General features: G+C 63.3%; 17 protein-coding genes. 12 read left to right on the plus strand and 5 right to left on the minus strand.

The window, feature by feature from the left end:
• Positions 1-17 precede the first annotated feature (17 nt).
• Positions 18-1,715: a 30S ribosomal protein S1 gene (gene rpsA, locus EB235_RS01665; protein ID WP_027032684.1), complete on the plus strand. Its 1,698-nt coding sequence runs from the start codon at positions 18-20 to the stop codon at positions 1,713-1,715.
• A 212-nt stretch (positions 1,716-1,927) separates the two neighbouring features.
• Here rpsA and EB235_RS01670 read toward each other — a convergent pair whose 3' ends face one another.
• The 4 genes from EB235_RS01670 to EB235_RS01685 form a co-directional block, all read right to left on the minus strand.
• Positions 1,928-2,635, minus strand: coding sequence for an SDR family NAD(P)-dependent oxidoreductase (locus EB235_RS01670; protein WP_027032683.1), 708 nt, complete (start codon positions 2,633-2,635; stop codon positions 1,928-1,930).
• A 233-nt stretch (positions 2,636-2,868) separates the two neighbouring features.
• Positions 2,869-4,449 carry a 5-guanidino-2-oxopentanoate decarboxylase gene (locus EB235_RS01675; RefSeq protein ID WP_027032682.1) on the minus strand — a complete coding sequence of 527 codons (1,581 nt, stop codon included), beginning with the start codon at positions 4,447-4,449 and terminating at the stop codon, positions 2,869-2,871.
• On the minus strand, positions 4,446-5,093 hold the full coding sequence (locus EB235_RS01680) for a TetR family transcriptional regulator C-terminal domain-containing protein (protein WP_032925826.1): 648 nt from the start codon (positions 5,091-5,093) through the stop codon (positions 4,446-4,448). Before EB235_RS01680 ends, EB235_RS01675 begins: the two co-directional genes overlap by 4 nt.
• A complete protein-coding gene (locus EB235_RS01685) occupies positions 5,090-5,962 on the minus strand; it encodes a dimethylarginine dimethylaminohydrolase family protein (protein ID WP_027032680.1) in 873 nt (290 codons plus the stop codon). The genes EB235_RS01680 and EB235_RS01685 overlap by 4 nt, the downstream gene beginning before the upstream one ends.
• Positions 5,963-6,176: 214 nt before the next feature.
• On the opposite strand from EB235_RS01685, the gene EB235_RS01690 reads away from it, so the two are divergent.
• The 7 genes from EB235_RS01690 to EB235_RS01720 all read left to right on the plus strand — a co-directional run bounded on the left by EB235_RS01690 (position 6,177) and on the right by EB235_RS01720 (position 12,563).
• Complete coding sequence (locus EB235_RS01690; protein WP_027032679.1) at positions 6,177-6,992, plus strand: ABC transporter ATP-binding protein; 816 nt, start codon at positions 6,177-6,179, stop codon at positions 6,990-6,992.
• Between the two features lie 55 nt (positions 6,993-7,047).
• Entirely contained in the window at positions 7,048-7,848 is an 801-nt protein-coding gene (locus EB235_RS01695) for a transporter substrate-binding domain-containing protein (RefSeq protein ID WP_027032678.1), read from the plus strand.
• Between the two features lie 161 nt (positions 7,849-8,009).
• On the plus strand, positions 8,010-8,723 hold the full coding sequence (locus tag EB235_RS01700) for an ABC transporter permease (RefSeq protein WP_208603657.1): 714 nt from the start codon (positions 8,010-8,012) through the stop codon (positions 8,721-8,723).
• Positions 8,723-9,532 carry an ABC transporter permease gene (locus EB235_RS01705; protein ID WP_027032676.1) on the plus strand — a complete coding sequence of 270 codons (810 nt, stop codon included), beginning with the start codon at positions 8,723-8,725 and terminating at the stop codon, positions 9,530-9,532. The genes EB235_RS01700 and EB235_RS01705 overlap by 1 nt, the downstream gene beginning before the upstream one ends.
• Before the next feature lie 142 nt (positions 9,533-9,674).
• A complete protein-coding gene (locus tag EB235_RS01710; RefSeq protein WP_027032675.1) occupies positions 9,675-10,676 on the plus strand; it encodes an Ldh family oxidoreductase in 1,002 nt (333 codons plus the stop codon).
• A 345-nt stretch (positions 10,677-11,021) separates the two neighbouring features.
• Complete coding sequence (locus EB235_RS01715) at positions 11,022-11,474, plus strand: DoxX family protein (protein ID WP_027032674.1); 453 nt, start codon at positions 11,022-11,024, stop codon at positions 11,472-11,474.
• A gap of 111 nt (positions 11,475-11,585) precedes the next feature.
• A complete protein-coding gene (locus EB235_RS01720; protein ID WP_027032673.1) occupies positions 11,586-12,563 on the plus strand; it encodes a complex I NDUFA9 subunit family protein in 978 nt (325 codons plus the stop codon).
• A gap of 26 nt (positions 12,564-12,589) precedes the next feature.
• Here the strand turns inward: EB235_RS01720 and EB235_RS01725 are convergent, their stop codons facing one another.
• The gene (locus EB235_RS01725) at positions 12,590-13,957 is read right to left on the minus strand and encodes a cytochrome P450 (protein WP_027032672.1); all 1,368 of its coding nucleotides are present in this window, start codon (positions 13,955-13,957) and stop codon (positions 12,590-12,592) included.
• A 199-nt stretch (positions 13,958-14,156) separates the two neighbouring features.
• Here EB235_RS01725 and EB235_RS01730 point away from each other — a divergent pair, with 199 nt between their 5' ends.
• The 4 genes from EB235_RS01730 (at position 14,157) to gyrB (ending at position 22,778) form a co-directional block, all read left to right on the plus strand.
• Entirely contained in the window at positions 14,157-14,726 is a 570-nt protein-coding gene (locus tag EB235_RS01730; protein WP_027032671.1) for an NADPH-dependent FMN reductase, read from the plus strand.
• Between the two features lie 88 nt (positions 14,727-14,814).
• Positions 14,815-17,448, plus strand: coding sequence for a caspase family protein (locus EB235_RS01735; RefSeq protein WP_032925823.1), 2,634 nt, complete (start codon positions 14,815-14,817; stop codon positions 17,446-17,448).
• A gap of 82 nt (positions 17,449-17,530) precedes the next feature.
• Complete coding sequence (locus EB235_RS01740) at positions 17,531-20,161, plus strand: caspase family protein (RefSeq protein WP_027032669.1); 2,631 nt, start codon at positions 17,531-17,533, stop codon at positions 20,159-20,161.
• Between the two features lie 145 nt (positions 20,162-20,306).
• The gene (gyrB, locus tag EB235_RS01745; protein ID WP_027032668.1) at positions 20,307-22,778 is read left to right on the plus strand and encodes a DNA topoisomerase (ATP-hydrolyzing) subunit B; all 2,472 of its coding nucleotides are present in this window, start codon (positions 20,307-20,309) and stop codon (positions 22,776-22,778) included.
• Positions 22,779-22,800: the final 22 nt, after the last annotated feature.

The following is a 22,800-nucleotide window of genomic DNA, read 5'->3' on the forward strand; positions in this document are numbered from 1 at the left end:
GCACTCCAGGAGAAAATATGTCAGCTGCAAATCCCACTCGCGATGATTTCGCGAGCCTGCTCGAAGAATCATTTACCGCCGGTCATTCCGGCGAAGGCCAGGTCGTCAAGGGCACGATCACCGCGATCGAAAAGGACATGGCCATCATCGACGTCGGCCTCAAGGTCGAAGGCCGCGTGCCGCTGAAGGAATTCGGCGTCAAGGGCAAGGACACCACCCTCAAGGTCGGTGACACTGTCGAAGTCTATGTCGAGCGCATCGAGAACGCGCTTGGCGAAGCCATGCTGTCGCGTGAAAAGGCCCGCCGCGAAGAGAGCTGGGTCCGTCTCGAAGAGAAGTTCACCAAGGGTGAGCGCGTCGAAGGCGTCATCTTCAACCAGGTCAAGGGCGGCTTCACCGTCGACCTCGACGGCGCCGTGGCCTTCCTGCCGCGCAGCCAGGTCGATATCCGCCCGATCCGCGACGTCTCCCCGCTGATGCACAACCCGCAGCCCTTCGAGATCCTCAAGATGGATCGCCGCCGCGGCAACATCGTGGTGTCGCGCCGCACCGTGCTTGAGGAGAGCCGTGCCGAACAGCGTTCGGAAATCGTGCAGAACCTCGAAGAAGGCCAGGTTGTCGAAGGCGTCGTCAAGAACATCACCGATTACGGTGCGTTCGTCGACCTCGGCGGCATCGACGGCCTGCTGCATGTCACCGACATGGCCTGGCGCCGCGTCAACCATCCGACCGAAATCCTCAACATCGGTCAGACGGTCAAGGTGCAGATCATCCGCATCAACCAGGAAACCCACCGCATCTCGCTCGGCATGAAGCAGCTCGAGAGCGATCCGTGGTCCGAGATCGGCACCAAGTTCCCGATCGGCAAGAAGATCAAGGGTACCGTCACCAACATCACCGACTACGGCGCGTTCGTCGAGCTGGAGCCGGGCATCGAAGGCCTCATCCACGTTTCGGAAATGTCGTGGACCAAGAAGAACGTGCATCCCGGCAAGATCCTGTCGACGACGCAGGAAGTCGACGTGGTGGTGCTCGAGGTCGATCCGGCCAAGCGCCGCATTTCGCTCGGCCTCAAGCAGACGCTGGAAAACCCATGGGAAGCCTTCGCGCGCACCCATCCGGTCGGCAGCCAGGTCGAGGGCGAGGTCAAGAACAAGACCGAGTTCGGCCTGTTCATCGGCCTGGAAGGGGACGTGGACGGCATGGTGCACCTTTCCGACCTCGACTGGACCCGTCCGGGCGAGCAGGTCATCGAAGAGTACAATCGCGGCGACATGGTCAAGGCGCAGGTTCTCGACGTCGACATCGACAAGGAGCGCATCTCGCTCGGCATCAAGCAGTTGGCCAAGGATACGGTCGGCGAAGCGGCCAACAGCGGCGAACTGCGCAAGAACGCCGTCGTCACCTGTGAAGTCATCGGCGTCAAGGATGGCGGTCTGGAAGTGCGGCTGGTCGAAAGCGGCATCGAGACCTTCATCAAGCGCTCCGACCTCAGCCGCGACCGCGACGAGCAGCGCCCCGAGCGCTTCACCGTCGGCCAGAAGGTCGATGCCCGCGTCATCGCCTTCGACAAGAAGACCCGCAAGCTGCAGGTGTCGATCAAGGCGCTGGAAATCGCCGAAGAGAAGGAAGCCGTTGCTCAGTATGGCTCGACCGACTCCGGCGCTTCGCTGGGCGACATCCTGGGTGCCGCGCTGAAGAAGCAGGGCAGCTAAGGCCGCCGCGCGCTCCGGCGCGCGACGCCACCTCATACAAAACCCCGCCGGAGCGATCCGGCGGGGTTTTTCTTTGGCTTACGTCTGAAACTGAAGAATTGTGCCGAGAGCAATTCCAGGAAAAGTGTGAGCGGTTTTCCGTCCGGAATTGCGTCAAAATAAAGGGTTAGAGCGGTTCTCCGTTTCCGTGAAACGGTGAATTGCTCTATGACTCAGGCCCGGCCGTAAAGGGGCACCAGCGTACCGCTCATCGCCTGGTTGGCGGGCGAGGCAAGATAGGCGATCGCCTCGGCGGCGGCTTCGAGGCTGACCCATTTGGCAAAATCGGCATCCGGCATGTCGGCGCGGTTCGCCGGCGTGTCGAGCGTCGACGGCGCCACGGCATTGACCAGGATGCCCTTGGCCTTGAGCTCTTCAGCCATCGCTACCGTCATGGCCGCCACCGCCGCCTTGCTGGCGGCGTAGGCGACCATGCCGGCACCGCGCCTGGGGTCGAGCCCGGCGCGCGCGGTCACATTGACGATGCGGCCTGATGTGCCTGACGCCAGCATCGAGCGGATGGCGGCGCGGCTGCACAGGAATGTGGTGCGGGCGTTGGTGTCCATCATCTCGGCGAAAGACGCCGATTCGATCTTTTCCACCGGCGCCATGGCGAAGCCGCCGGCGAGATGGATCGATCCCCACAAGGCAGGAACCTGAGCATAGAAGGCCTCAACCTTGGCGGAGTCCGACAGGTCGACATTATGCGCCAGCTTGACGTTCTCATGCTCGGCGAAGGGAAAATGCTGGGGCGCCGCGGCATGCGCGTTCGGCACGTGGCAGATCGCGCCCTGCTCCAGCAGCCGGCCAACCACCGCACCGCCGAGCGCGCCGGTTCCACCGGTCACAACGATATGCCTGCCTTCAAGTGTTTCCGTCATCCTGGACCGATCCTGTCATTTTTTTATAATTATGTTGATTGCCGCGCCCGACGCGAAGCGTCGCGCCTTTCGGGCGATCACTCAATTGATATCTCGACATGGCAGCTGTTGCGTCTTTGCATGCGTCAGGCCGCATAGACGACGATGCCGGCAGCCACGGGGCTGTGGTCGTACAACAGGCTAGCCGGCGAAGGGACCGCTGCAGGCTGGGAAATCAACGCCAGCCTGGACGCTCAATCGACTGTGATTTCGATGACATGCGGCAACCCGGTTGCCCGGGCTCGCTGCAGCGCCTGCGGCAAGGCAGCGATATCGGCAAGCCGTTCGGCTGATATGCCGTAGGCTTCGGCCAGCTTGCAGAAGTCCGGCGGCGCCGGCGATACACCAACAGGTTCGACGCCGACATCGAGCATCGAGGTCTCGATCTCGCGATAGCCCCTGTTGTTCCAGACGACAAAGATGACCGGCGCATCGGCATCAAGGGCTGCACCCAGCTCCGGCAGCGTGAACTGGAAGCCGCCGTCGCCGGTCAGGCAGACAACCGGCGCATCGGGCATGGCGAGCGCCGCCCCGATCGCCGCTGGTGGGCCGTAGCCAAGCGCGCCGAAGCCGGTGGCGGCATTGAACCAGCCGGCCGGCCGGTCGTGATCGTAGTAGAGATTGGCGGCGTAGACCGGCTGCGTCGAGTCGCCGACGATGATCGCACCCGGCAAGGCGTCGCGGATCATTTCCACGGCATGCACCTGCGCCACATAGGCCGGGCTCAGCTCGGCAAAGGCCGCCTTCCGGGTCGCAGCGGCGCGGCCCTCACCGTCTGGCGCGGTTACATGCGTGGAGCCGATCGCGGCGAGCAGGGCTTCGATTGCTTCGGCGCAGTCGGCCTGGATGCCGACTGTCACCGGGCGGCGGGCGAGCTGGTCGGCGCCGATATCGATGCGGATCAGGTTGGGCGGGAGCACAAAGCCGCCATCGCCATAGCCGTCATAGTCGGTCGGGCCGAATTCGGTGCCGGCGGCAATCACCAGATCGGCCTCGGCCATCAGCACGCGAACCGCCTTCAGGCTTGGGCTTGCCGGCACAAGGAGCGGGTGGCGATGCAGCAGGCCGCGCGCATTGGTGGTCTCGACGACCGGTGCGCCGAGCTTTTCGGCCAGGCGCCGCAACGGCGCCTCGGCGCGCTTGGCCCCGCCGCCGGCCAGGATGAGTGGGCGACGCGCCGCGGCGATGAGTTTGGCTGCACTCGCTATCGCCGCACCATCCGGCGCGGGCGGGGCTGCATTGCTCAACAGAGCCGCGATGCCGTCCGCCGGCTTGACCATGACATCGGTCGGGATCTCGATATGCACCGGGCCGGGGCGTGACGATGAAAACAGGGCGAAGGCCTGTGCCAGCGCACCCGGCAATTCGCTGGCCTCGGTGATCCTCTGCGACAACAGCGCCACTTTCTCCATCATGCCGCGCTGGTCCGGCAGCTCGTGCAGGAAGCCCAGCCCCTTGCCCAGCGTCGGCATGGCATTGACGCCGGAGATGACCAGCATCGGCACCGAATCGGCGCGCGCCTGGCCCATGGCGGTAATGGTGTTGGTCAGCCCCGGTCCGGTGATGACGAAGGCGACGCCCGGCCTGCCGCTGGCGCGGGCATAACCGTCGGCCATGAAGCCGGCGCCCTGTTCGTGGCGGGGCGTGACATGGCGGATTTTCGAGCGCGCCAGGCCACGATAGAGCTCGACCGTGTGCACGCCCGGAATGCCGAAGACGGTGTCGACGCCATGGGCTTCGAGCAGTGTGATGAGGGCTTCGCCGAGCGTTGTCATTGGTTTTCTCCCCTTTCCGGCGCGAGGCTGAGTTCGGCCTCGATAGTCTTGATGCCAATCGCCGCCAATTCGCCAGGCGAGAACATCTCGCCGGCCAGGCAGCCTTCCACCCAGAGCCCGTCGATGATCGCGTTGATCGCAATGGCATGGTGGCGCAACTGGTTTGCGTCCGGCTCGCGATGTTCTGCGGCGAGCACCTCGGCCACAACGGCTTCCACCTCATTGCGAAAACCAAGGTAGCCTTCGCGGTGAGCACGAGCCAGGGCCGGATCCGCACCAGCGCGGCCGATGAAGGTTGCCCAGAGCGAAAACACCCGCGCGTCGATGATCGGCGCGTTGAGGTTGGCGGTGACGAAAGCCGCAAGGCGCTGGCGCGGCGAGGCATCTTCCATGACCAACGCCGCTTTCGCCTGCTCGGTCATGCGGCCCATCAGCGCCGCATAGGCTTCCTGCAGCAATTCTTCCTTGCTGGGAAAATAGTGCCGGATCAGCCCGGCGGTGACGCCGGCGCGCAAGGCAATGGTGCGCAAGGTGGCGCCCTGCAGGCCATGTTCCGCCACGCTGTCCAGAGTTGCCTCAATCAGATCCTGCCGCCGCCGCTCCTCGCCCTCGCGACGGAACCTGCGGCGGGATGGCGCATTCATTGGCGCAGGATCGGCCGAGTCAGGCATGTCGGTCCACCCTCGCAGGCGATGCAGAGCGCATCCGCCTCGAAGATTTCGACCGTGCAGCCAGCGGCTTCCATCGCGGCTTTGGTCTTCGGAAAGCCTGCAACGGCAATGACCTTGAATGGGCTGGTCGGCAGCACGTTCAGGCTGAGGCCGTTGGAAGCCGCGAACTCTGCGGCGTCGCCTTCGACCAGCCGGATGTTGCGCGCCTTCAGCATCTGGTAGAAAGCGGCCGGCAAAAGCGGTGAATAGACCAAAGCGAGGTCGTCGGCGAGCGGGCTGATCACCGACATCAGATGCAGGCAGGCCTCTTCGCCCTGCCACAGCGGCAGGTCAAAGCCATAGACGGAAACGCCCAGCGGGGTCAGCAGGTTGGAAACCTGCTGGATGCCTTCCTGGTTGGAGCGGACACCGCGCCCGATCACCAGCGTGCGGGAATCCAGCCATACACAATCACCACCTTCAACCTGGCCAGGAGCCTCGACGCGGCCGAGGATCGGAATGCCCAGCCTTCTGTAGGTTTCCTCATGCAGCGAGGGCTCGCTGGCGCGCAAGGGCTTGCCCATGGACAGAATCAGCGCGCCGCGGTCGGTCATCAGCGATGGGTCGTGCGTGAACACTGAATCCGAAAGTCCATCAGCCTTGTCCTCGATCCATTCGATTTCGGCACCGGAAGCCGCCACCAGTTCAGCAAGGAGCGCGTGCTGCGATGCTGCTTTCGCTGGATTGAACCCTGGGCCATAGTGCCAGGCAGCACTGTCGGCGTCGCGCATGGCGTTGGCCGCCGACCGCATCAGCACGCGTCGCAGCGGCGCGGCCATGGACTGTGATCCGAAAGCGCTCATCGAAGCCCTTTTATAGCTGAAAAAAATCGAGAAAATTTCACGGAGAGCTATTTATACACTTGCACAACAAGCTCGCAAGTGCCGTAATGAGTGGGATTGACGGGCTCGCGCCGTTGGGTCCATGCTGAAGTCTGGAGCGGGGCAGTACAGCGTATATGTTGATTAGCCGAATGGACGTTCGACGAACTTCCGCCGACCACACAGAGGTCACCCGGTGAGCGCGGTGGAAGCTGCCGCAGTCCAATCCGGCAAGGCGCAGGACGGCGCCGCCGAAGCCATCCATGTCGAGAACCTGCACAAGAAGTTCGGTGAGCTGCATGTGCTGAAGGGCGTTTCGCTGTCGGCACGCGACGGCGAGGTCATCGCCATCATTGGCGGCTCGGGATCCGGCAAGTCGACGCTGCTGCGCTGCATCAACTGCCTGGAAAATCCGACCAGCGGCATCATCCGTGTCAATGGCGAGGAGATCAAGCTCAGGGCGGACAGCCACGGCCACACCGTTCCCGCCGACCGCAGGCAGATCGAGCGCATCCGCTCCAAGCTCGGCATGGTGTTCCAGAATTTCAACCTGTGGAGCCACATGACGCTGATCGAGAACGTCATCGAGGTTCCGGTGCATGTGCTTGGCATCAAGCGCGACGAGGCGATCGCCCAGGCCGAAAAGCTGCTCGTCCGTGTCGGCCTTGCCGAAAAGCGCGACGTCTATCCAGCCTATCTCTCGGGCGGCCAGCAGCAGCGCGCGGCGATCGCCCGCGCGCTCGCCATCAATCCACGCGTCATGCTGTTCGACGAGCCGACCTCGGCACTCGACCCGGAGCTGGTCGGCGAGGTGCTGAAGGTCATCGGCGACCTGGCGCGCGAGGGCCGCACCATGGTGCTGGTCACCCATGAAATGAAATTCGCCCGCGAGGTCGCGACCCATGTCGTCTATCTCTACAACGGGCTGGTCGAGGAAGAAGGCCCGCCGGAACAGATCTTCGGCGCACCGAAATCCGAAAGGCTGAAGCAGTTCATCCGCAACATCGGCTAGGGACAGGCCGAGACGGAAGAAAACCGGGAACCAACAACAAACTGGGAGTTTCGAAATGAAGACTGTTCTGAAGACATTCGCCGCAGCGCTGCTGCTCGGCGTCGCCGCCATGGGCGTGGCCAAGGCCGATCCGGTCAAGATCGGCGTTGCCGCCGAGCCCTATCCGCCCTTCACCTCGCCGGATGCTTCGGGCAAATGGGTCGGCTGGGAGATCGAGTTCATCGACGCAGTGTGCGCCGAAGAGAAACTCGACTGCGTCATCACGCCTGTCGCCTGGGACGGCATCATCCCGGCGCTGACCACCAAGAAGATCGACCTCATCGTCTCGTCGATGTCGATCACCGCCGAACGCGAGAAGACGATCGACTTCTCGGACAAATATTACAACACGCCGACGGCGATCATCGGACCGAAGGATCAGAAATTCGGCCCCGGGCCGGACGATCTCAAGGGCAAGGTCATCGGCGTCCAGGTCTCGACCGTGCATGCCGTCTACGCCAAGAAGCACTTCGGCGCCACGGCTTCCGAGATCAAGGAATACCAGACCCAGGACGAAGCCAATAACGACCTCGCCGCCGGCCGCCTCGATGCGGTGCAGGCCGATTCCATCGCGCTTGGCGAATTCCTCAAGTCCGACCAGGGCAAGGCCTGCTGCGACCTGAAGGGCATGGTGGCGCCGGACGACGAGGTGCTTGGACCGGGCGTCGGCGCCGGAGTGCGCAAGGAAGACACCGACCTGAAGGCAAAGATCAACGCCGGCATCAAGGCGATCCGCTCCAACGGCAAATATGACGAGATCTCGAAGAAATACTTCGATTTCGACATTTACGGCGGCGGTGGCGCGCAGTCGAACTGATTGGCAAGCCTGGTTTGTGACCGCGCGGCGCCTCGTGCGCCGTGCGGTTTTCGCCTGAACCTGTCCACGCACGCTTTCGCTGACGAAAATGGCCAGCGGCTGACGCCAGCAATCTGGGGGCAAAGCTGATCGACGCATTTCTTTCGGCCTCGGCGGCCGGCATCATCGAGCTTCTCTCGCCCAACCCGCCGGGCTGGGGCGGAACGCTTCTACTCGGGCTGCTGCATTCGATCGAGATCGCGCTCGGCGCCACCTGCCTCGGCCTTTTGATCGGCACGGGCGGCGCCTTCGGCAAGCTTTATGGCGGCCCGGTGGTGCGCGACCTCCTGGCCGTCTACACCACGATCGTGCGCGCGGTGCCTGAACTGGTGCTGATCCTGCTGCTCTATTATGCAGGAACCGACCTGATCAACCAGGCGCTGACGGCAATGGGCTATCAGCGCGTCGACATCAGTGGCCTTGCCGCCGGCATCGCCGTGCTGGGCTTCGTCCAGGGTGCCTATTCGACCGAGGTGATACGCGGCGCGATCCTCGCCATTCCACAGGGGCAAATCGAAGCTGCCCGTGCCTATGGAATGTCGCCGGGCCTGATGCTGCGGCGTATAACGCTACCGGCAATGCTGCCCTTCGCCATACCGGGCCTTGCCAATCTCTGGCTCATCGCCACCAAGGACACCGCCCTGCTGGCGGTCGTCGGGTTCTACGAACTGGCGCTGGCAACGCGGCAGGCCGCGGGTGTCACCAAGGCCTATTTCACCTTCTTCTTTGCCGCGGCCGTGCTCTACCTGCTGCTGTCGCTGGTTTCCAATTTCCTTATCGGCCGCGTCGAGGCATGGTCGCGGCGCGGCATGCCTTCGCTCAAGGAAGCGCGCTGATGGCCAACGAAGCGGCCATCATCAACGTTGTCGCGCGAACGTCGCTGTGGCTGCAGCCGCACCGCATCGTGCTGATCCTGATCGCGCTGGGGCTGGTTCTGGGCGCCATATTCTTCATGCGCTGGGACTGGCTGCCGCAATATTACGAGATGGGTCTGCTCGGCATCTGGCGCTCACTATGGATCCTGGCCGTCACTTGCGTGCTGGGTTTCCTGTTCGCCGTGCCGCTCGGGCTGGCGCAGGCCACCGGCTCTTTCTGGTTCGCGGCACCGGCCAAGGTCTTCTGCACGGTTATCCGGGGCACGCCGCTGCTGATCCAGCTATGGCTGCTCTATTACGGCCTGGGTTCGCTGTTTCCGCAATATCCGTGGATCCGTGAATCCTGGATGTGGCCGTATCTGCGGCAAGCCTGGCCCTACGGTGTGCTGGCATTGACCCTCTCCTTCGCCGGTTACGAGGGCGAGGTGATGCGCGGTGCCTTTGCCGGCGTGCCAAAGGGACAGCTGGAGGCCGCTCGCGCCTTTGGCATGAGCCGTTGGAAAATCTTCCGCCGCATCTGGTTGCCGCAGGCCTTCTACAGGGCGCTGCCGACACTGACCGGCGAGACCGTGCTGCAGCTGAAGTCGACACCGCTGGTGGCGACGATCAGCGTCATCGACATCTTCGCCGTCTCGTCCAAGGTGCGGCAGGACACCTACCTCACCTATGAGCCCTTGCTGTTGCTGGCGCTGATCTACATGACGATCACCGGTATTCTGGTCTTCGCCTTCAGCAGGATCGAAGCGCGTATCCCCAACAAAATCGGCTAACCCATGCAGGGGCGGTAGCGGCGGACGCGTCCGCCGCTTTTCTTGCAGTCGCGGACGATTTTCAACACAAACGCCGCCTTATCTGCTGCTAATCACAGTCCAGACAACGCAACCAGATTTCCGCAATCGCAGGACGACCATGATGCAACTCAGTCTCGACCAGGCAAGAGGACTGTGCCGGATGGCGGCACTCGGCGCCGGCGCCAACGAGGAGGCAGCGCAATCGCTCACCGCGTCGATCATCGCAGCCGAGGCGGAGGGGCTTTCGACCGTCGGGCTGACGCATTTCATCGACTATCTCGAGGCGCTGGAGGCCGGCCGCATCGACGGCAATGCCGATCCGGTGATCACGAGGCCGGCACTGGCCGTTTATCTCTCCGATGCGCGCGGCGGGCTGGCGCATACCGGCTTTGACCGCACCATCGACGACCTGGCCAAGGCAGCAAAACTGTTCGGCGTCGCCATCTTCTCGCAGAAGAACGCCTATACGTGCGGTGCGCTCGGCTATTTCACCGGACGCCTGGCCGCGCAGGGGCTGGTGTCCTTCGCCGCCACCAACGGCCCGGCCGTGCTGGCTGGTTCGGGCTCGGTCAAGCCGGTCTATTGCACCAACCCGATGTCGTTTGCCGCGCCCGCCGCCGACGGCGCGCCGCTGGTCATCGACCAGTCGTCGAGCGCCACCGCCTTCGTCAACATCCGCAAGGCGGCCGAGGACGGCAAGAAGATCCCCGAAGGCTGGGCGCTGGACGCGAGCGGCAATCCGACGACCGATCCCGCCGCGGCCATGAAGGGCGCCATGCTTGCCTTTGGCGGCCAGCGCGGCGCCAACATCGCGCTGATGGTCGAGGTGCTGGCGGCCGGCCTTTCAGGCGCCAATTGGTCGCTCGACGCGCCATGGTTCAGCGGCGGGCCGGACAGCCCGGGAACCGGCCTGTTCGTGCTTGCCGTCGAGCCCAAGCTGCTCGATCCGGATTTCGAGCAGCGGATGAAGGACCAGCTCGATCGCCTGCGCCGGCGCTTCGGCGTGCATGTGCCCGGCCGGGCCAGGGCCGAGGCAGCGGAGAAGGCACAGGCGCGCGGCATCACCGCACCCAAGGCAGTGGTGCAACGCATTTCCGAGTTCGCCGAACGCTATTCCGCCTGAAGCAGCCCACGAATTTTTCCGCGCCTCGGTGAACCTTCCCGCGCGTCACGACGACGAATAGCTGTCCGGGTCGGGTTTGCCCGGTCGGTGTCTTCTGTCGGATGCGTCCAGGGCTGGGGCGGGCGTGCTTGCTTCACGCCCATGCTGATGCCGTCTCAGGTCAGGCCGCCTCGTTGGACCCTGGTTTCGACATGAGCTTCACCCGGAAAACCTCGCTTCGGCGGGGTTTTCTGCGTTCGTCCTGTGCACGCGATAAACATGACTACGATAGTTAACTTTTGTTAACTTGACTTGACGGGAACCATCGGGCGTTTGCGAGGGGGTGTCCACAAAACAGGAGCTACGATGTCCGCAACCACCGACGCTTCCCGCGGCAAGCTGATCATTCCCGCACTTGGCCGCATGTATTCGTCGCTGCATGACGCCGGCGAGACCGTGCTGCGCGTCGTCGCCGGCGCGTTTCTCACCATTCACGGCTCGCAGAAAATCACCAATCCTTTCGGCGCCGCCGAGATGGTCGAAGGCCTCGGCTTCTATCCCGGCGCCTTCTGGTCGCTGCTTTTGGCCTGCACCGAGTTTTTCGGCGGTATCCTGATCGCCATCGGTTTTTTGACGCGACCGGCCGCCTTTGCCGGCCTGTTCGTACTGCTGGTGACGGTCTGGTTCCACTGGGTGACCATGGGCCAGGGCTTTTCGGGCGCCGAAAAGTCGCTGCTGTGGGCCGCGATCCTGCTCTTCTTCGTCATTCGCGGCGGCAACCGGCAGTCCGTTGACGCCCGCATCGGCAAGGCGTTCTGACGCGGCTTCAAGAAGGGCGGCAGCGACGACGCGTCGCCCTTTGCCTTTGGCGCAAAACCGACTATGAAACGGCTTCAGCCAAGCCATCTGGAACGTGCGCCGGAGCCAGCCATGACCGAAATCCTGCAGACCCCAAAGCTCGTCGTCGTCTTTGGCGGGTCAGGCTTTGTCGGCCGCCATGTCGTGCGCGCGCTGGCCAAGCGCGGCTACCGCATCCGGGTCGCCTGCCGGCGGCCAGATCTTGCCGGCCATCTCCAGCCGCTCGGAAATGTCGGCGAGATCCAGCCGGTGCAGGCCAATGTGCGCATGCGCTGGTCGGTCGACCGCGCCGTGCAGGGTGCCGACCATGTCGTCAATCTCGTCGCCATCCTGCATGAGACGGGCCGGCAGAAATTCTCCGCCGTGCACGAATTCGGTTCCCGCGCCATTGCCGAAGCGGCGCGCTCCGTAGGAGCCAGGCTGACCCATATTTCCGCGCTTGGTGCCGACGCGGACTCCGAGTCGGACTACGCACGCACCAAAGCGCTTGGCGAGAAGGCCGTGCTGGAGACGATCTCTGATGCCGTCATCCTACGGCCGTCGATCATTTTTGGCCCGGAGGACGAGTTCTTCAACCGCTTTGCCAATATGGCGCGCTATTCGCCGGTGCTGCCGCTGATCGGTGGCGGCCAGACCAAGTTCCAGCCTGTCTATGTCGGCGACGTCGCCGAAGCGGTGGCACGCTCGGTCGACGGCAAGATCAATGGCGGCCAGATCTACGAGCTGGGCGGGCCCAACGTGCTCACCTTCAAGGAGTGCATGGAGGAGTTGCTTACCGTCATCGAGCGCAAGCGCCTGCTGGTGCCGGTGCCGTGGTGGCTGGCGAATATCCAGGCCTCGATCCTCGGCCTGTTACCCAATCCGCTGCTGACCAAGGACCAGGTGATGCAGCTGCGCGAGCATAACATCGTTTCGGAAGCCGCTGCCAAGGCCAACCGGACACTCACCGGGCTTGGCATCCAGCCGCAATCGATCGCGACGATCCTGCCCAGCTATCTCTGGCGCTTCCGCGCCGCCGGTCAGTTCCAGCAGCGCAAACCCGCGGCTTGATCACGACAACCGCCTGAAGAGCACGCCTAACGAGGCGTGACCTGCATCGGCAGACCGCCTTGAGGCTGTGTGGTCAGTTTCTGCACCGGCCAAGGCTTGGTCTCGGCCGTGGTATCGAAGCGGAAGCGCGACAGCAGGATGGCGAGCGCGATGATCGCCTCCTGCATGGCGAAGCTGGCACCGATGCAGACGCGTGGGCCCGCACCGAACGGCAGGTACTGAAAGCGGTCGATCTTTTCGCGGTTTCCCGGATGGAACCGTTCGGGCAGATAGGCATCCGGCCGGTCCCATAATTTCCTGTGGCGGTGCACAACCCAGGGCATGACCAGCACGGCTGCGTGCTTGGGGATATAAAGATCCTTCCACATCTCCGGTTCGATCGGCTCGCGGTTGATCGACGGCGCCGGCGGATAGAGCCGGAGCGCCTCGTCGAAAGCGGCGCGGGTCAATGGCATGGCGTCGAGCCACTTCGTCGGATCGGGTTCGCGCGCCAGCACCTGGTCGATCTCCTGCTCGACCCGGTTGCGCTCCCATGGCGATTCCGCCAGGCAATAGAGCGTCCAGCCGAGTGCCCGCGCGGTGGTCTCATGGCCGGCGCCGATGAAGGTGATGATGTTGTCCTCGACTTCCGCGCGCGTCAGTCCCTCCGGGCCTTCGGCCTTGAGCAGCAGCGTCAGGAAATCCTGCGGCACGCCATCGGGCTCACGCCTGACCCTCTCTTCGCGCATCTTGACCGTGTCGGTCACGATCTTGCGGAAATAGGCCATGGTCTTGCGGCCGCGGATGCGGGTCAGCCGCGGCAGCCAGTCGGGCGCGCGCAACAGGTCGAGCGGATCGACGCGGCCCATGGTCTCGAACAAGCGGTCGATCTCATTGGCGAAACTGCCCGGCTCGCCCGCGATCTCGCCGGAGAACAGCGTCTCGGCCAAGATGTCGTAGGTGAGCAAGGTCATGTCATGGGCGATATCGGATGTGCCGCCCTGTTCGTAGCGGGCGACAAACTCCTGCGTGCGTTTCAGCATCGGCTGGGCGAAGCCGAAGATGTGGCGCGGCGTGAACACCGGCGCCATCGCCTTGCGCGATCGCTTCCACACCTCCCCCTCGGCGGTCAGCAGGCCATCGCGCAGGATCGGCCGCAGGATTTTCTGGCGCACCGTCGCCATCTTGTAGTTTTTCGCATTGTCGACCAGCACATGGCGGATGAGGCCCGGATCATTGGCGACGATCAGATGTCCACCCACCCCGCTCGCTGAAACCCAGGGCTCGTTGTAGGTGTGCTCACCCCACAGTTCGAGCGGATTGCGATAGACGATGCGGATCATCTCCAGCGTCGAAGGCGGCGTTGTGCGCGGCTTCGGTGCGGGAGGAACAAAAGGGGCGGGCTGGATGTCCATGAAGTGCTCCGCTGCTCTGATAAATGTAGTGGCTGGCAATCCGGGCGTCCATGTGACCGAACGGCAGGCAAGTCGCGGCACGAGGCAGACAGTCTGTTCATCCGATCGTGACCGTTCCGCCAGACGTCCAACCTTGTCCGCCACAACACTCTGCCGTAGTGACAGTTACCAACAGATACCGCCGACAAAGGAGCCCGTCTTGAAGCACCAGTTGAACATCATCATCGGCAGCACGCGGCCTGGCCGCGCCGGTCCGGTTTTTGCCGAGTGGCTGGAGACGTTCGCGCGTGAGCACGGAAAGTTCGAGCCGGTCTTGACCGACATTCACGCTTTCAACCTGCCGGTGCTGGACGAACCGCATCATCCCAGGCTCGGCAACTATCAGAATGACCATACCAAGGCCTGGTCAAAGGCGATCGGTGCTGGTGACGCGTTTGTGTTCGTGGCGCCGGAGTACAATTATTTCGCGGCCCCGGCGATCGTCAACGCGATCGACTATCTCGCGCGGGAATGGAAATACAAGCCGGCAGGCATCCTCAGCTATGGCGGCGTCTCCGGCGGACTGCGCGCGGCGCAGGCCTTGAAGCCGCTGCTGGCGGCGGTTGGCATCATGCCGATCCCCGAAGGCGTTGCACTGCCGATGTATCAGACGCTTCTCGACAAGAGCGGCGCTTTCAACGCCAACGAGCTGGTTGCCAACGGAGCCAAGACCATGCTGGACGAGCTGTCGCGCTGGAGCGAGGCGTTGAAACCGATGCGCGCCGCCTGAAAGAGCCGGGTTTGGGCAAATGCCCGGCTTGCTCGCGCCATAAAGAGGTGGAATTGTCAGCAAGCGACTGAGCCGGGGGCGGTTCGATTTGCGTTTGCTGCTTGCCTTGCTGCTGTTCTTGTCAGCGACCGCCACAGCGGTGGCGGAGCGGCGCGTGGCGCTGGTCATGGCCGAAGACGACTACCGGCTGGTCAGGCCGCTCGCCAACCCCCTCCATGATGGCGAAGCGATGCAAGCCGCATTGAAGGCGCTCGGCTTCGAGGTCGTGCTCGAAACCAATCGCGACCTTCGGCGCATGCGGCGCGCCCTCGACGATTTCCGCGAGGATGCCAAAGGGGCCGATGTCGCATTGGTCTATTTCTCCGGCCATGGCGTCGAAATCTCGGGCGACAACCGGTTGTTGCCGGTCGATGCCGACGCCTCCTCGCTCGACGCGCTGGACAAGACCAGCCTGCCACTGGAAGAAGTGCGCGCTGCCGTGGCCGCCACCGCCAAGGTCGGGCTGATCGTGCTCGACGCCTGCCGCAGCGATCCATTCTCGGGGAGCGGTGGCGACGGTCGCGGTGCGACTTCGCTGGCAAAGGATGTTGCGGACAAGGTCAAGCCGGGTCTCGGCCGCATCGGCCGTGCGGAAAACATTCTGTTTGCTTTCTCGGCTGCACCCGGCGAGACGGCCGCCGATGGAACCGGCCAGAACTCGCCCTTCACCACCGCGCTGACCAAATATCTCGGCACGGACGGGCTCGAAATCCGCTCGGTGCTGACGCTGGTGCAGCAGGAGGTCTATGATCTGTCACGTGGCAAACAGCTGCCTTATGTCGAGAGCGGCCTGCCGAAACTCTTCTTCGCCGCCGCGGCCAAGCAACAGCTGCCTGAGCGCGAACGGCTGCTGCTGGCCATGGCCGATGTGACGCCGGAAATGCGCGGCGAGGTCGAGCAGATCGCCAGCGATGCCGACATGCCGCTGGCGCCGCTCTATGGCGCGCTGCTGTCTGAGAATCTTGCCGCACTCGGTCCCGAGCCACGCTCCACCAAGCTCAGGGAGGCCGCGGATGCCTTCGTCAAGGTGCAACGGGAAATGACCACGCTCGCCTCGGGCGACCCAGCGGTGACGCAGTTGCGGCAGGAAGCGGAACGGCAGCTTTCGCTCGGTGCTTTTGACGCCGCTCGCGCCAAGCTCGCCGATGCCGCCGGTATCGACAAGGATTCGCGCCAGCGGCTGAAGGCCAATTATGTGGAACGCACGCTTTCGGAAGCGGCAACCCATTCGCTGGAAGGCGGCGCGGCAAGCGCTTTGCTCCGATACCAGCTGGCCGCGGATGGCTATGAGAAGGCGACTGCGCTCTACCGCGAGGTCAATGGCGAGGACATCCCGGCTGACGATCGGCTGCAGCAGCTTCTGACGCTTGCCCGGCTCGGCGACGTCTATACGACGCTGGGCAGGCTGGATGACGCCGCCAGGACCTACAAGGAATGGAACGAAGGATCGGCAAGACGTGCCGGTACCGATCTGACGAATGTTCTCTGGCTGCGGGATGTTTCACTCAGCCTGGACAAGATGGGCGACACCGCCGTCGCCCAGGGCAAACTCGCCGATGGCCTTGCCGATTACCAGGCATCGGCCGAAATGGCCGAGAAGGTGGCCGCCGCGGCTCCGAGCGAGCTCGAATGGCAGAGCGATCTCTCCTTTGCCTACGACCGCATTGGCTACGTCATGCGCTCACAGGGCAATCTCAAGGACGCAATGCCCTATTACCAGAAGGCGCTGGACATTTCCAAACGGGTGGCCGGGCTTGAACCCGACAATTTTGCCTGGCAGCGCCGGCTCGGCGTAGCCCATGATTCGATTGGTGACGTGCTGATCATGGAGGGCGATTACAACGGAGCCCTCGACGCCTTCGGCTCGGGCTTTGCCATATGGCGCAAGCTGACGGAGCTGGACCCAGGCAATCTTTCCTGGCAGCGCGATCTGTGCGTCTCCTACACCAAGATCGGCGACAGCCTGCAGATATTGGGCGAATACAAGGACGCGATCGTTTCCTATCAGGCCGGTTTGAGCGTGAGTTCGGCCCTTGCCAGCGCCGATCCCGAAAATCTTGAGGGCCAGCGCGATATCGCGATCCTTCATGACAGCATCGGCGACGCGCAGCTCAATCTGCGGGCAAATGCAGAGGCTCTAGCCGCCTACAACCAAGCCAACCACATCTGGGAAATGCTGGTCAAGACCGACCAGAGCAACACGCGGTGGCTGCGCGATCTCGAAATCAACTACAGCAAGCTGGCCGACGCGCATTTGGCGAATGGCGAGCCGGACGCGGCGCTGTCCGCCTACAAATCGGCACTCGATGCATCGCTTGCCCTCACTGGGAATGACGCCAGCAACAGCCTCTGGCAACGCGATCTGGCGATCAATTGCGGCAAGATCGGCGATCTCCTGGCAAGAACTGATAACAAGGATCTCGCCACGCAATTCTACCAGCAGTCACTCGACATCGCCGTGCGCTTCTCTGCCATCGATCCGGACAATTCGATGTGGCTGCGCGATATGGTCATCGACCATTTCAAAATGGCCGAGATGGGCCTTGATGTCCGTTCGAATTTGACGGCCGCGCTCAAGATCGCATCCGACATGCAGCAGGCCGGTATCCTCTCGCCCACGGACGCCTGGATTCCCGATGAGTTGCGCAAGCGGCTCAAGCAGCTCGACGCTCCGGCCAAGTGAAAGAGCCGGTTCTCGGCCTGGCTTGCTCACGCCATAAAGAGGTGGAATGGTCGGCATAGGACTGAGCCGGGGGCGGTTCGATTTGCGTTTGCTGTTTGCCCTGCTGCTGATGATTGCGACCACCGCCACAGCGGCGGCGGAACGGCGCGTGGCGCTGGTCATCGCCGATGGCGACTACCGGCTGGTCCGGCCGCTGGCCAACCCCATCCATGACGGCGAGGCGATGGAAGCGGCGTTGAAGACGCTCGGCTTCGAGGTGGTGCTTGAAACCAACCGCGACCTCCGGCGCATGCGGCGTGCGCTCGACGATTTCCGCGAGGATGCCAAGGGCGCTGACGTGGCCTTGGTCTACTTCTCCGGCCATGGCGTCGAAATCTCAGGCGACAACCGGCTGCTGCCGGTCGATGCCGATGCCTCCTCGCTCGACGCGCTGGACAAGACCAGCCTGCCGCTGGAAGAGGTGCGCGACGCCGTGGCCGCCACTGCCAAGGTCGGGCTGATCGTGCTCGACGCCTGCCGCAGCGATCCGTTCTCGGGGAGCGGCGGCGACGGGCGTGGCGCGACGTCGCTGGCGAAGGATGTCGTTGACAAGGTCAAGCCAGGTCTTGGCCGCATCGGTCGGGCGGAAAACATCCTGTTCGCCTTTTCGGCCGCGCCCGGCGAGACAGCCGCCGACGGCACCGGCCAGAACTCGCCCTTCACCACGGCGCTGACCAAATATCTCGGCACGGACGGGCTCGAAATCCGCTCGGTGCTGACACTGGTGCAGCAGGAGGTCTATGACCTGTCGCGCGGCAAACAGCTGCCTTATGTCGAAAGTGGCCTGCCAAAACTGTTCTTTGCCGCAGCGGCCAAGCAACAGCTGCCGGAACGCGAGCGGCTACTGCTGGCCATGGCCGATGTGACGCCGGAAATGCGCGGCGAGGTCGAACAGATCGCCAGCGATGCCGACATGCCGCTGGCGCCGCTCTATGGCGCGCTGATCGGCACCGACACCAGCCATCTGTCGGCGGACAGCCTGAATGCCAGGCTGCGCGAGGCTGCCGACGCCTTCGTCAAGGTACGCAGCGAAATGAAGACGCTCGCCTCCGACGATCCCCAGGTGACAGAGCTGCGCCGGCAGGCCGAGGAACAGCTTTCGCTTGGCGCTTTCGACGGTGCCCGCGCTATCCTTGCCAAGGCCGCCGACATCGACAACGTCTCGCGCCAGGCGCTGAAGGTCAATTTCGTCAGCCGCACCCTGTCCGAAGCCGCCACGGTCTATCTGTCCGGCGGCGCCGCGCGCGCCGATCTCGACTACGCCACGGCCATCAAGGACTATGAAATAGTGCTGTCGCTGTATGGCGAGGCCGGTCAGACCTCGCTCAACCTGGAACAGGCCGATCGCCAGAGCCGCACGCTGGAGGAACTCGGTATTCTCTATACGACGGTGGGCAATGTCGAGGCGGCCGGCCGCGCCTTTACCGCGCTGGTGGCCAACCTCGAGCAGCGTTCCCGTCAGGAGACCGACCCCAGCGTCAAGCGTGATCTCGCCATCAGCCATATCAAGCTCGCCAACATAGAGATGGCGCAAGGCGACCTGCCAACCTCGCTCGAAAACTATGAGGCGGCCAGGGACATGCTGCAGGACCTGACCGCAAGCTTGCCGGACAAGAAAGGCTGGCTTGATGATCTTGCCATGGCCAATGACAAGATCGGCAACGTGCTGGCGACGCAAGGCGATGTGGGCGCGGCCGCCCAGGCCTACCAACAGAGCCTGTCCATCAAGCAGCAATTGGCCAATGCCGACCCGAACAGCGCCGATCTGCTGCGCGACCTGACCATAACCTATGACGAAATCGGCGACCTTGCCCGGACCGCCGGCCAGTTGGACGGCGCCCGGACGGCCTTTGAAGAGAGCCTGAGAATTCGGCTTGTTCTGGCCGAAGACAAACCCGATGACCCTGAGCGCCAGCGCGCTGTCGCTGTCAGCCAGGAGAGGATTGGTGACGTGCTGCGCGAGCGCGGCGACGCCGCCGGTGCGCTCGCCGCCTACGCCAAGAGCCAGGCGATCGCCGAAGAACTGGTGCGCCGCGACCCCAACGATACCGATCTGAGACGCGACCTGTCGATCAGTTACGACAAGGTTGGCAACGCGCTCAACGACCAGCAGGACTGGCCGGCAGCACTGGCTTCCTACCAGCAAGCACTGGCAGTAACGCACGACCTTGCCGCTGATGACCCCGGCAACACCGAATGGCAGCGCGACCTGTCGGTTTGCCTGGAAAAGGTCGCCGGTGTGCTCGATGCCCAGGGCAATGTCGGCGACGCACTGCAAAACTACCAAGACAGTCTTGTGATTGCCGACCGGCTGGCCAAGCTCGATCCAGCCAATTCCGACTGGCAGCGCGACCTGTCGATCACGCTCTCGGAAATCGGCATGCTGGAGACCAAACAGCGCCATTTCGAGGGCTCCAAGAAGGCCTTCGAAGCCAGCCTCGCGATCCGCCAGCGACTGGCCCAGTCCGATCCCAACAATGCGATCTGGCAATTCGACCTGGTGCAGGCCTACATCAACTATGCCTATGTGGCGAAGGATCCCAAGGCGGTGCTGACCAAGGCGCTGACCCTGACGCTGGAGCTCGACCGCACGGGCCGGCTGGCGCCCCGGGACAAATCCACGATCAAATATCTGCGCGATCTTCTCGCCAAATTCGGCGCTCGAAAAAAATAGCCGGCTGCCAGCCCGGGATTCAGCCCGGAAATGCCCGCAAACCTTGGAAAAACCGCCTTTAGCGCCTATATCTAGTCGATATCAGACGCGCGATTCGGGGCCGATTTTTCGCGCTGTAAAAGCGGCATCTAGACAACAGGTTTTCATGAGCGACCAGACCGAGAACACAAACGGCGCCGAAGCCGAATACGGCGCCGATTCCATCAAGGTTTTGAAGGGGTTGGACGCTGTCCGCAAACGCCCCGGCATGTATATCGGCGACACCGACGACGGTTCGGGCCTGCATCACATGGTCTACGAGGTGGTCGACAACGCCATCGACGAGGCCCTGGCCGGTCACGCCGACCTCGTTACCGTGACGCTCAACCCCGATGGTTCAGTGACGGTGATCGACAATGGCCGTGGCATTCCGACCGATATCCACACCGGCGAAGGCATTTCCGCGGCCGAAGTGATCATGACGCAGCTGCATGCCGGCGGCAAATTCGACCAGAACTCCTACAAGGTGTCGGGCGGCCTGCATGGCGTCGGCGTCTCGGTGGTCAACGCGCTTTCGGCATGGCTGAAGCTCAAGATTCGCCGCAACGGCCAGATCTTCGAGATGAGCTTCACGCATGGCAATGCCGATGCGCCGCTGAAGGCGACGGGCAGCTATGAGCAGAACAAGCAGCCGGGCACCTATGAGGGACGCAGCGGCAGCCAGATCACCTTCTTCCCGTCATCCGAAACCTTCACCATGGTCGAATTCGACTTCGGCACGCTGGAGCACCGGCTGCGCGAGCTCGCCTTCCTCAATTCCGGCGTCCGCATCATTCTGACCGATGCCCGCCACGCCGACATTGTGCGCCATGAGCTCCACTATGATGGCGGGCTGGAAGAGTTCGTCAAATATCTCGACCGGGTCAAGAAACCGCTGATCGAGACGCCGATCGCCATCAAGGCCGAGCGCGACGGCATCACCGTTGAAGTGGCGATGTGGTGGAACGACAGCTACCACGAGAACGTGCTGGCCTTCACCAACAATATCCCGCAACGCGATGGCGGCACCCATCTGGCCGGTTTCCGTGGCGCGCTGACGCGCCAGATCACCGGCTATGGCGAGTCCTCTGGTCTGACCAAGAAGGAAAAGGTCTCGCTGATCGGTGACGATTGCCGCGAAGGGCTGACGGCGGTGCTGTCGGTCAAGGTTCCCGACCCGAAATTCTCCTCGCAGACCAAGGACAAGCTGGTTTCGTCAGAAGTCCGTCCGGTGGTCGAGGGGCTGGTCAACGAGGCGCTCGGCACCTGGCTGGAAGAGCACCCGTCCGAGGGCAAGGTGGTCATCGACAAGGTGATCCAGGCCGCAGCGGCGCGTGAAGCGGCGCGCAAGGCGCGCGACATCACCCGCAAGAGCTCGCTTGGCGTCACGTCGTTGCCGGGCAAGCTGGCCGACTGCCAGGAACGCGACCCGGCGAAATCCGAAATCTTCATCGTCGAGGGTGATTCCGCCGGCGGCTCGGCCAAGGGCGGCCGTTCGCGCCAGAACCAGGCGATCCTGCCGCTGCGCGGCAAGATCCTCAATGTCGAGCGGGCCCGCTTCGACCGCATGCTCGGCTCCGAGATGATCGGCACGCTGATCACCGCGCTCGGCACCTCGATCGGCAAGGACGAGTTCAACGCCGACAAGTTGCGCTACCACAAGATCATCCTGATGACCGACGCCGACGTCGACGGCGCCCACATTCGTACCTTGCTGCTCACCTTCTTCTTCCGGCAGATGCCGGAACTGATCGAGCGCGGCCATCTCTACATCGCCCAGCCGCCGCTCTACAAAGTGACGCGCGGCAAGAGTTCGCAATACATCAAGGATGAGAGCGCCTTCGAGGAATTCCTGATCGGCTCGGGACTGGAGGAGGCCTCACTGTCGCTCGGCTCAGGTGAGGTGCGAACGGGACAGGACTTGCGCGGCGCCATCGACGATGCGCTGGCCGTGCGCCAGCTGATCAACGGGCTGCACACACGCTATAACAGAGGCGTGGTCGAACAGGCGGCGATCGCCGGCGGACTCAATCCAGATGTGTTTGACGATCTTGGCCGCGCCAATGCGATGGCGGAGCGCATTGCAAAACGCCTCGACATCATCGCCGAGGACACCGAGCGCGGCTGGACCGGCCGCATGTCGACCTCGAATGAGGGCACTGGCGGCTATGTGTTCGAGCGCACCGTGCGCAGTGTCAAGGAATACGCCCACCTCGACCTGGCACTGATCAATTCGGCCGATGCGCGCCAGCTCGACCGCTATGCGCCGCGTCTCACCGAAATCTACGGGACGCCGCCGGTGCTGCGCCGCAAGGATGTCTCCGAAATCGTTTCAGGGCCGCTGGCGCTGCTCAATGCGGTCTTTGCGACCGGTCGCAAGGGACTGACCATGCAGCGCTACAAGGGTCTCGGCGAGATGAACGCCGAGCAGCTGTGGGAGACCACGCTCGACCCGAATGTGCGCTCGTTGCTGCAGGTCAAGGTCAACGATGCGACCGATGCCGACAGCCTGTTCTCGCGGCTGATGGGCGACGAGGTGGAGCCAAGACGCGAGTTCATCCAGGACAACGCGTTGTCGGTCGCCAATCTGGATATCTGATGCATGTCGCCCAAAAAGCGCG

This window comes from Mesorhizobium loti R88b (genome assembly GCF_013170845.1).
Lineage (GTDB): Bacteria > Pseudomonadota > Alphaproteobacteria > Rhizobiales > Rhizobiaceae > Mesorhizobium > Mesorhizobium loti_B.

Bases quoted from the DNA above. Each gene is read 5' to 3' on its own strand.
- rpsA (WP_027032684.1), top strand. From the start codon at position 18: ATGTCAGCTGCAAATCCCACTCGCGATGATTTCGCGAGCCTGCTCGAA.
- EB235_RS01670 (WP_027032683.1), bottom strand. From the start codon at position 2,635: ATGACGGAAACACTTGAAGGCAGGCATATCGTTGTGACCGGTGGAACC.
- EB235_RS01675 (WP_027032682.1), bottom strand. From the start codon at position 4,449: ATGACAACGCTCGGCGAAGCCCTCATCACACTGCTCGAAGCCCATGGC.
- EB235_RS01680 (WP_032925826.1), bottom strand. From the start codon at position 5,093: ATGAATGCGCCATCCCGCCGCAGGTTCCGTCGCGAGGGCGAGGAGCGG.
- EB235_RS01685 (WP_027032680.1), bottom strand. From the start codon at position 5,962: ATGAGCGCTTTCGGATCACAGTCCATGGCCGCGCCGCTGCGACGCGTG.
- EB235_RS01695 (WP_027032678.1), top strand. From the start codon at position 7,048: ATGAAGACTGTTCTGAAGACATTCGCCGCAGCGCTGCTGCTCGGCGTC.
- EB235_RS01705 (WP_027032676.1), top strand. From the start codon at position 8,723: ATGGCCAACGAAGCGGCCATCATCAACGTTGTCGCGCGAACGTCGCTG.
- EB235_RS01710 (WP_027032675.1), top strand. From the start codon at position 9,675: ATGCAACTCAGTCTCGACCAGGCAAGAGGACTGTGCCGGATGGCGGCA.
- EB235_RS01715 (WP_027032674.1), top strand. From the start codon at position 11,022: ATGTCCGCAACCACCGACGCTTCCCGCGGCAAGCTGATCATTCCCGCA.
- EB235_RS01720 (WP_027032673.1), top strand. From the start codon at position 11,586: ATGACCGAAATCCTGCAGACCCCAAAGCTCGTCGTCGTCTTTGGCGGG.
- EB235_RS01725 (WP_027032672.1), bottom strand. From the start codon at position 13,957: ATGGACATCCAGCCCGCCCCTTTTGTTCCTCCCGCACCGAAGCCGCGC.
- gyrB (WP_027032668.1), top strand. From the start codon at position 20,307: ATGAGCGACCAGACCGAGAACACAAACGGCGCCGAAGCCGAATACGGC.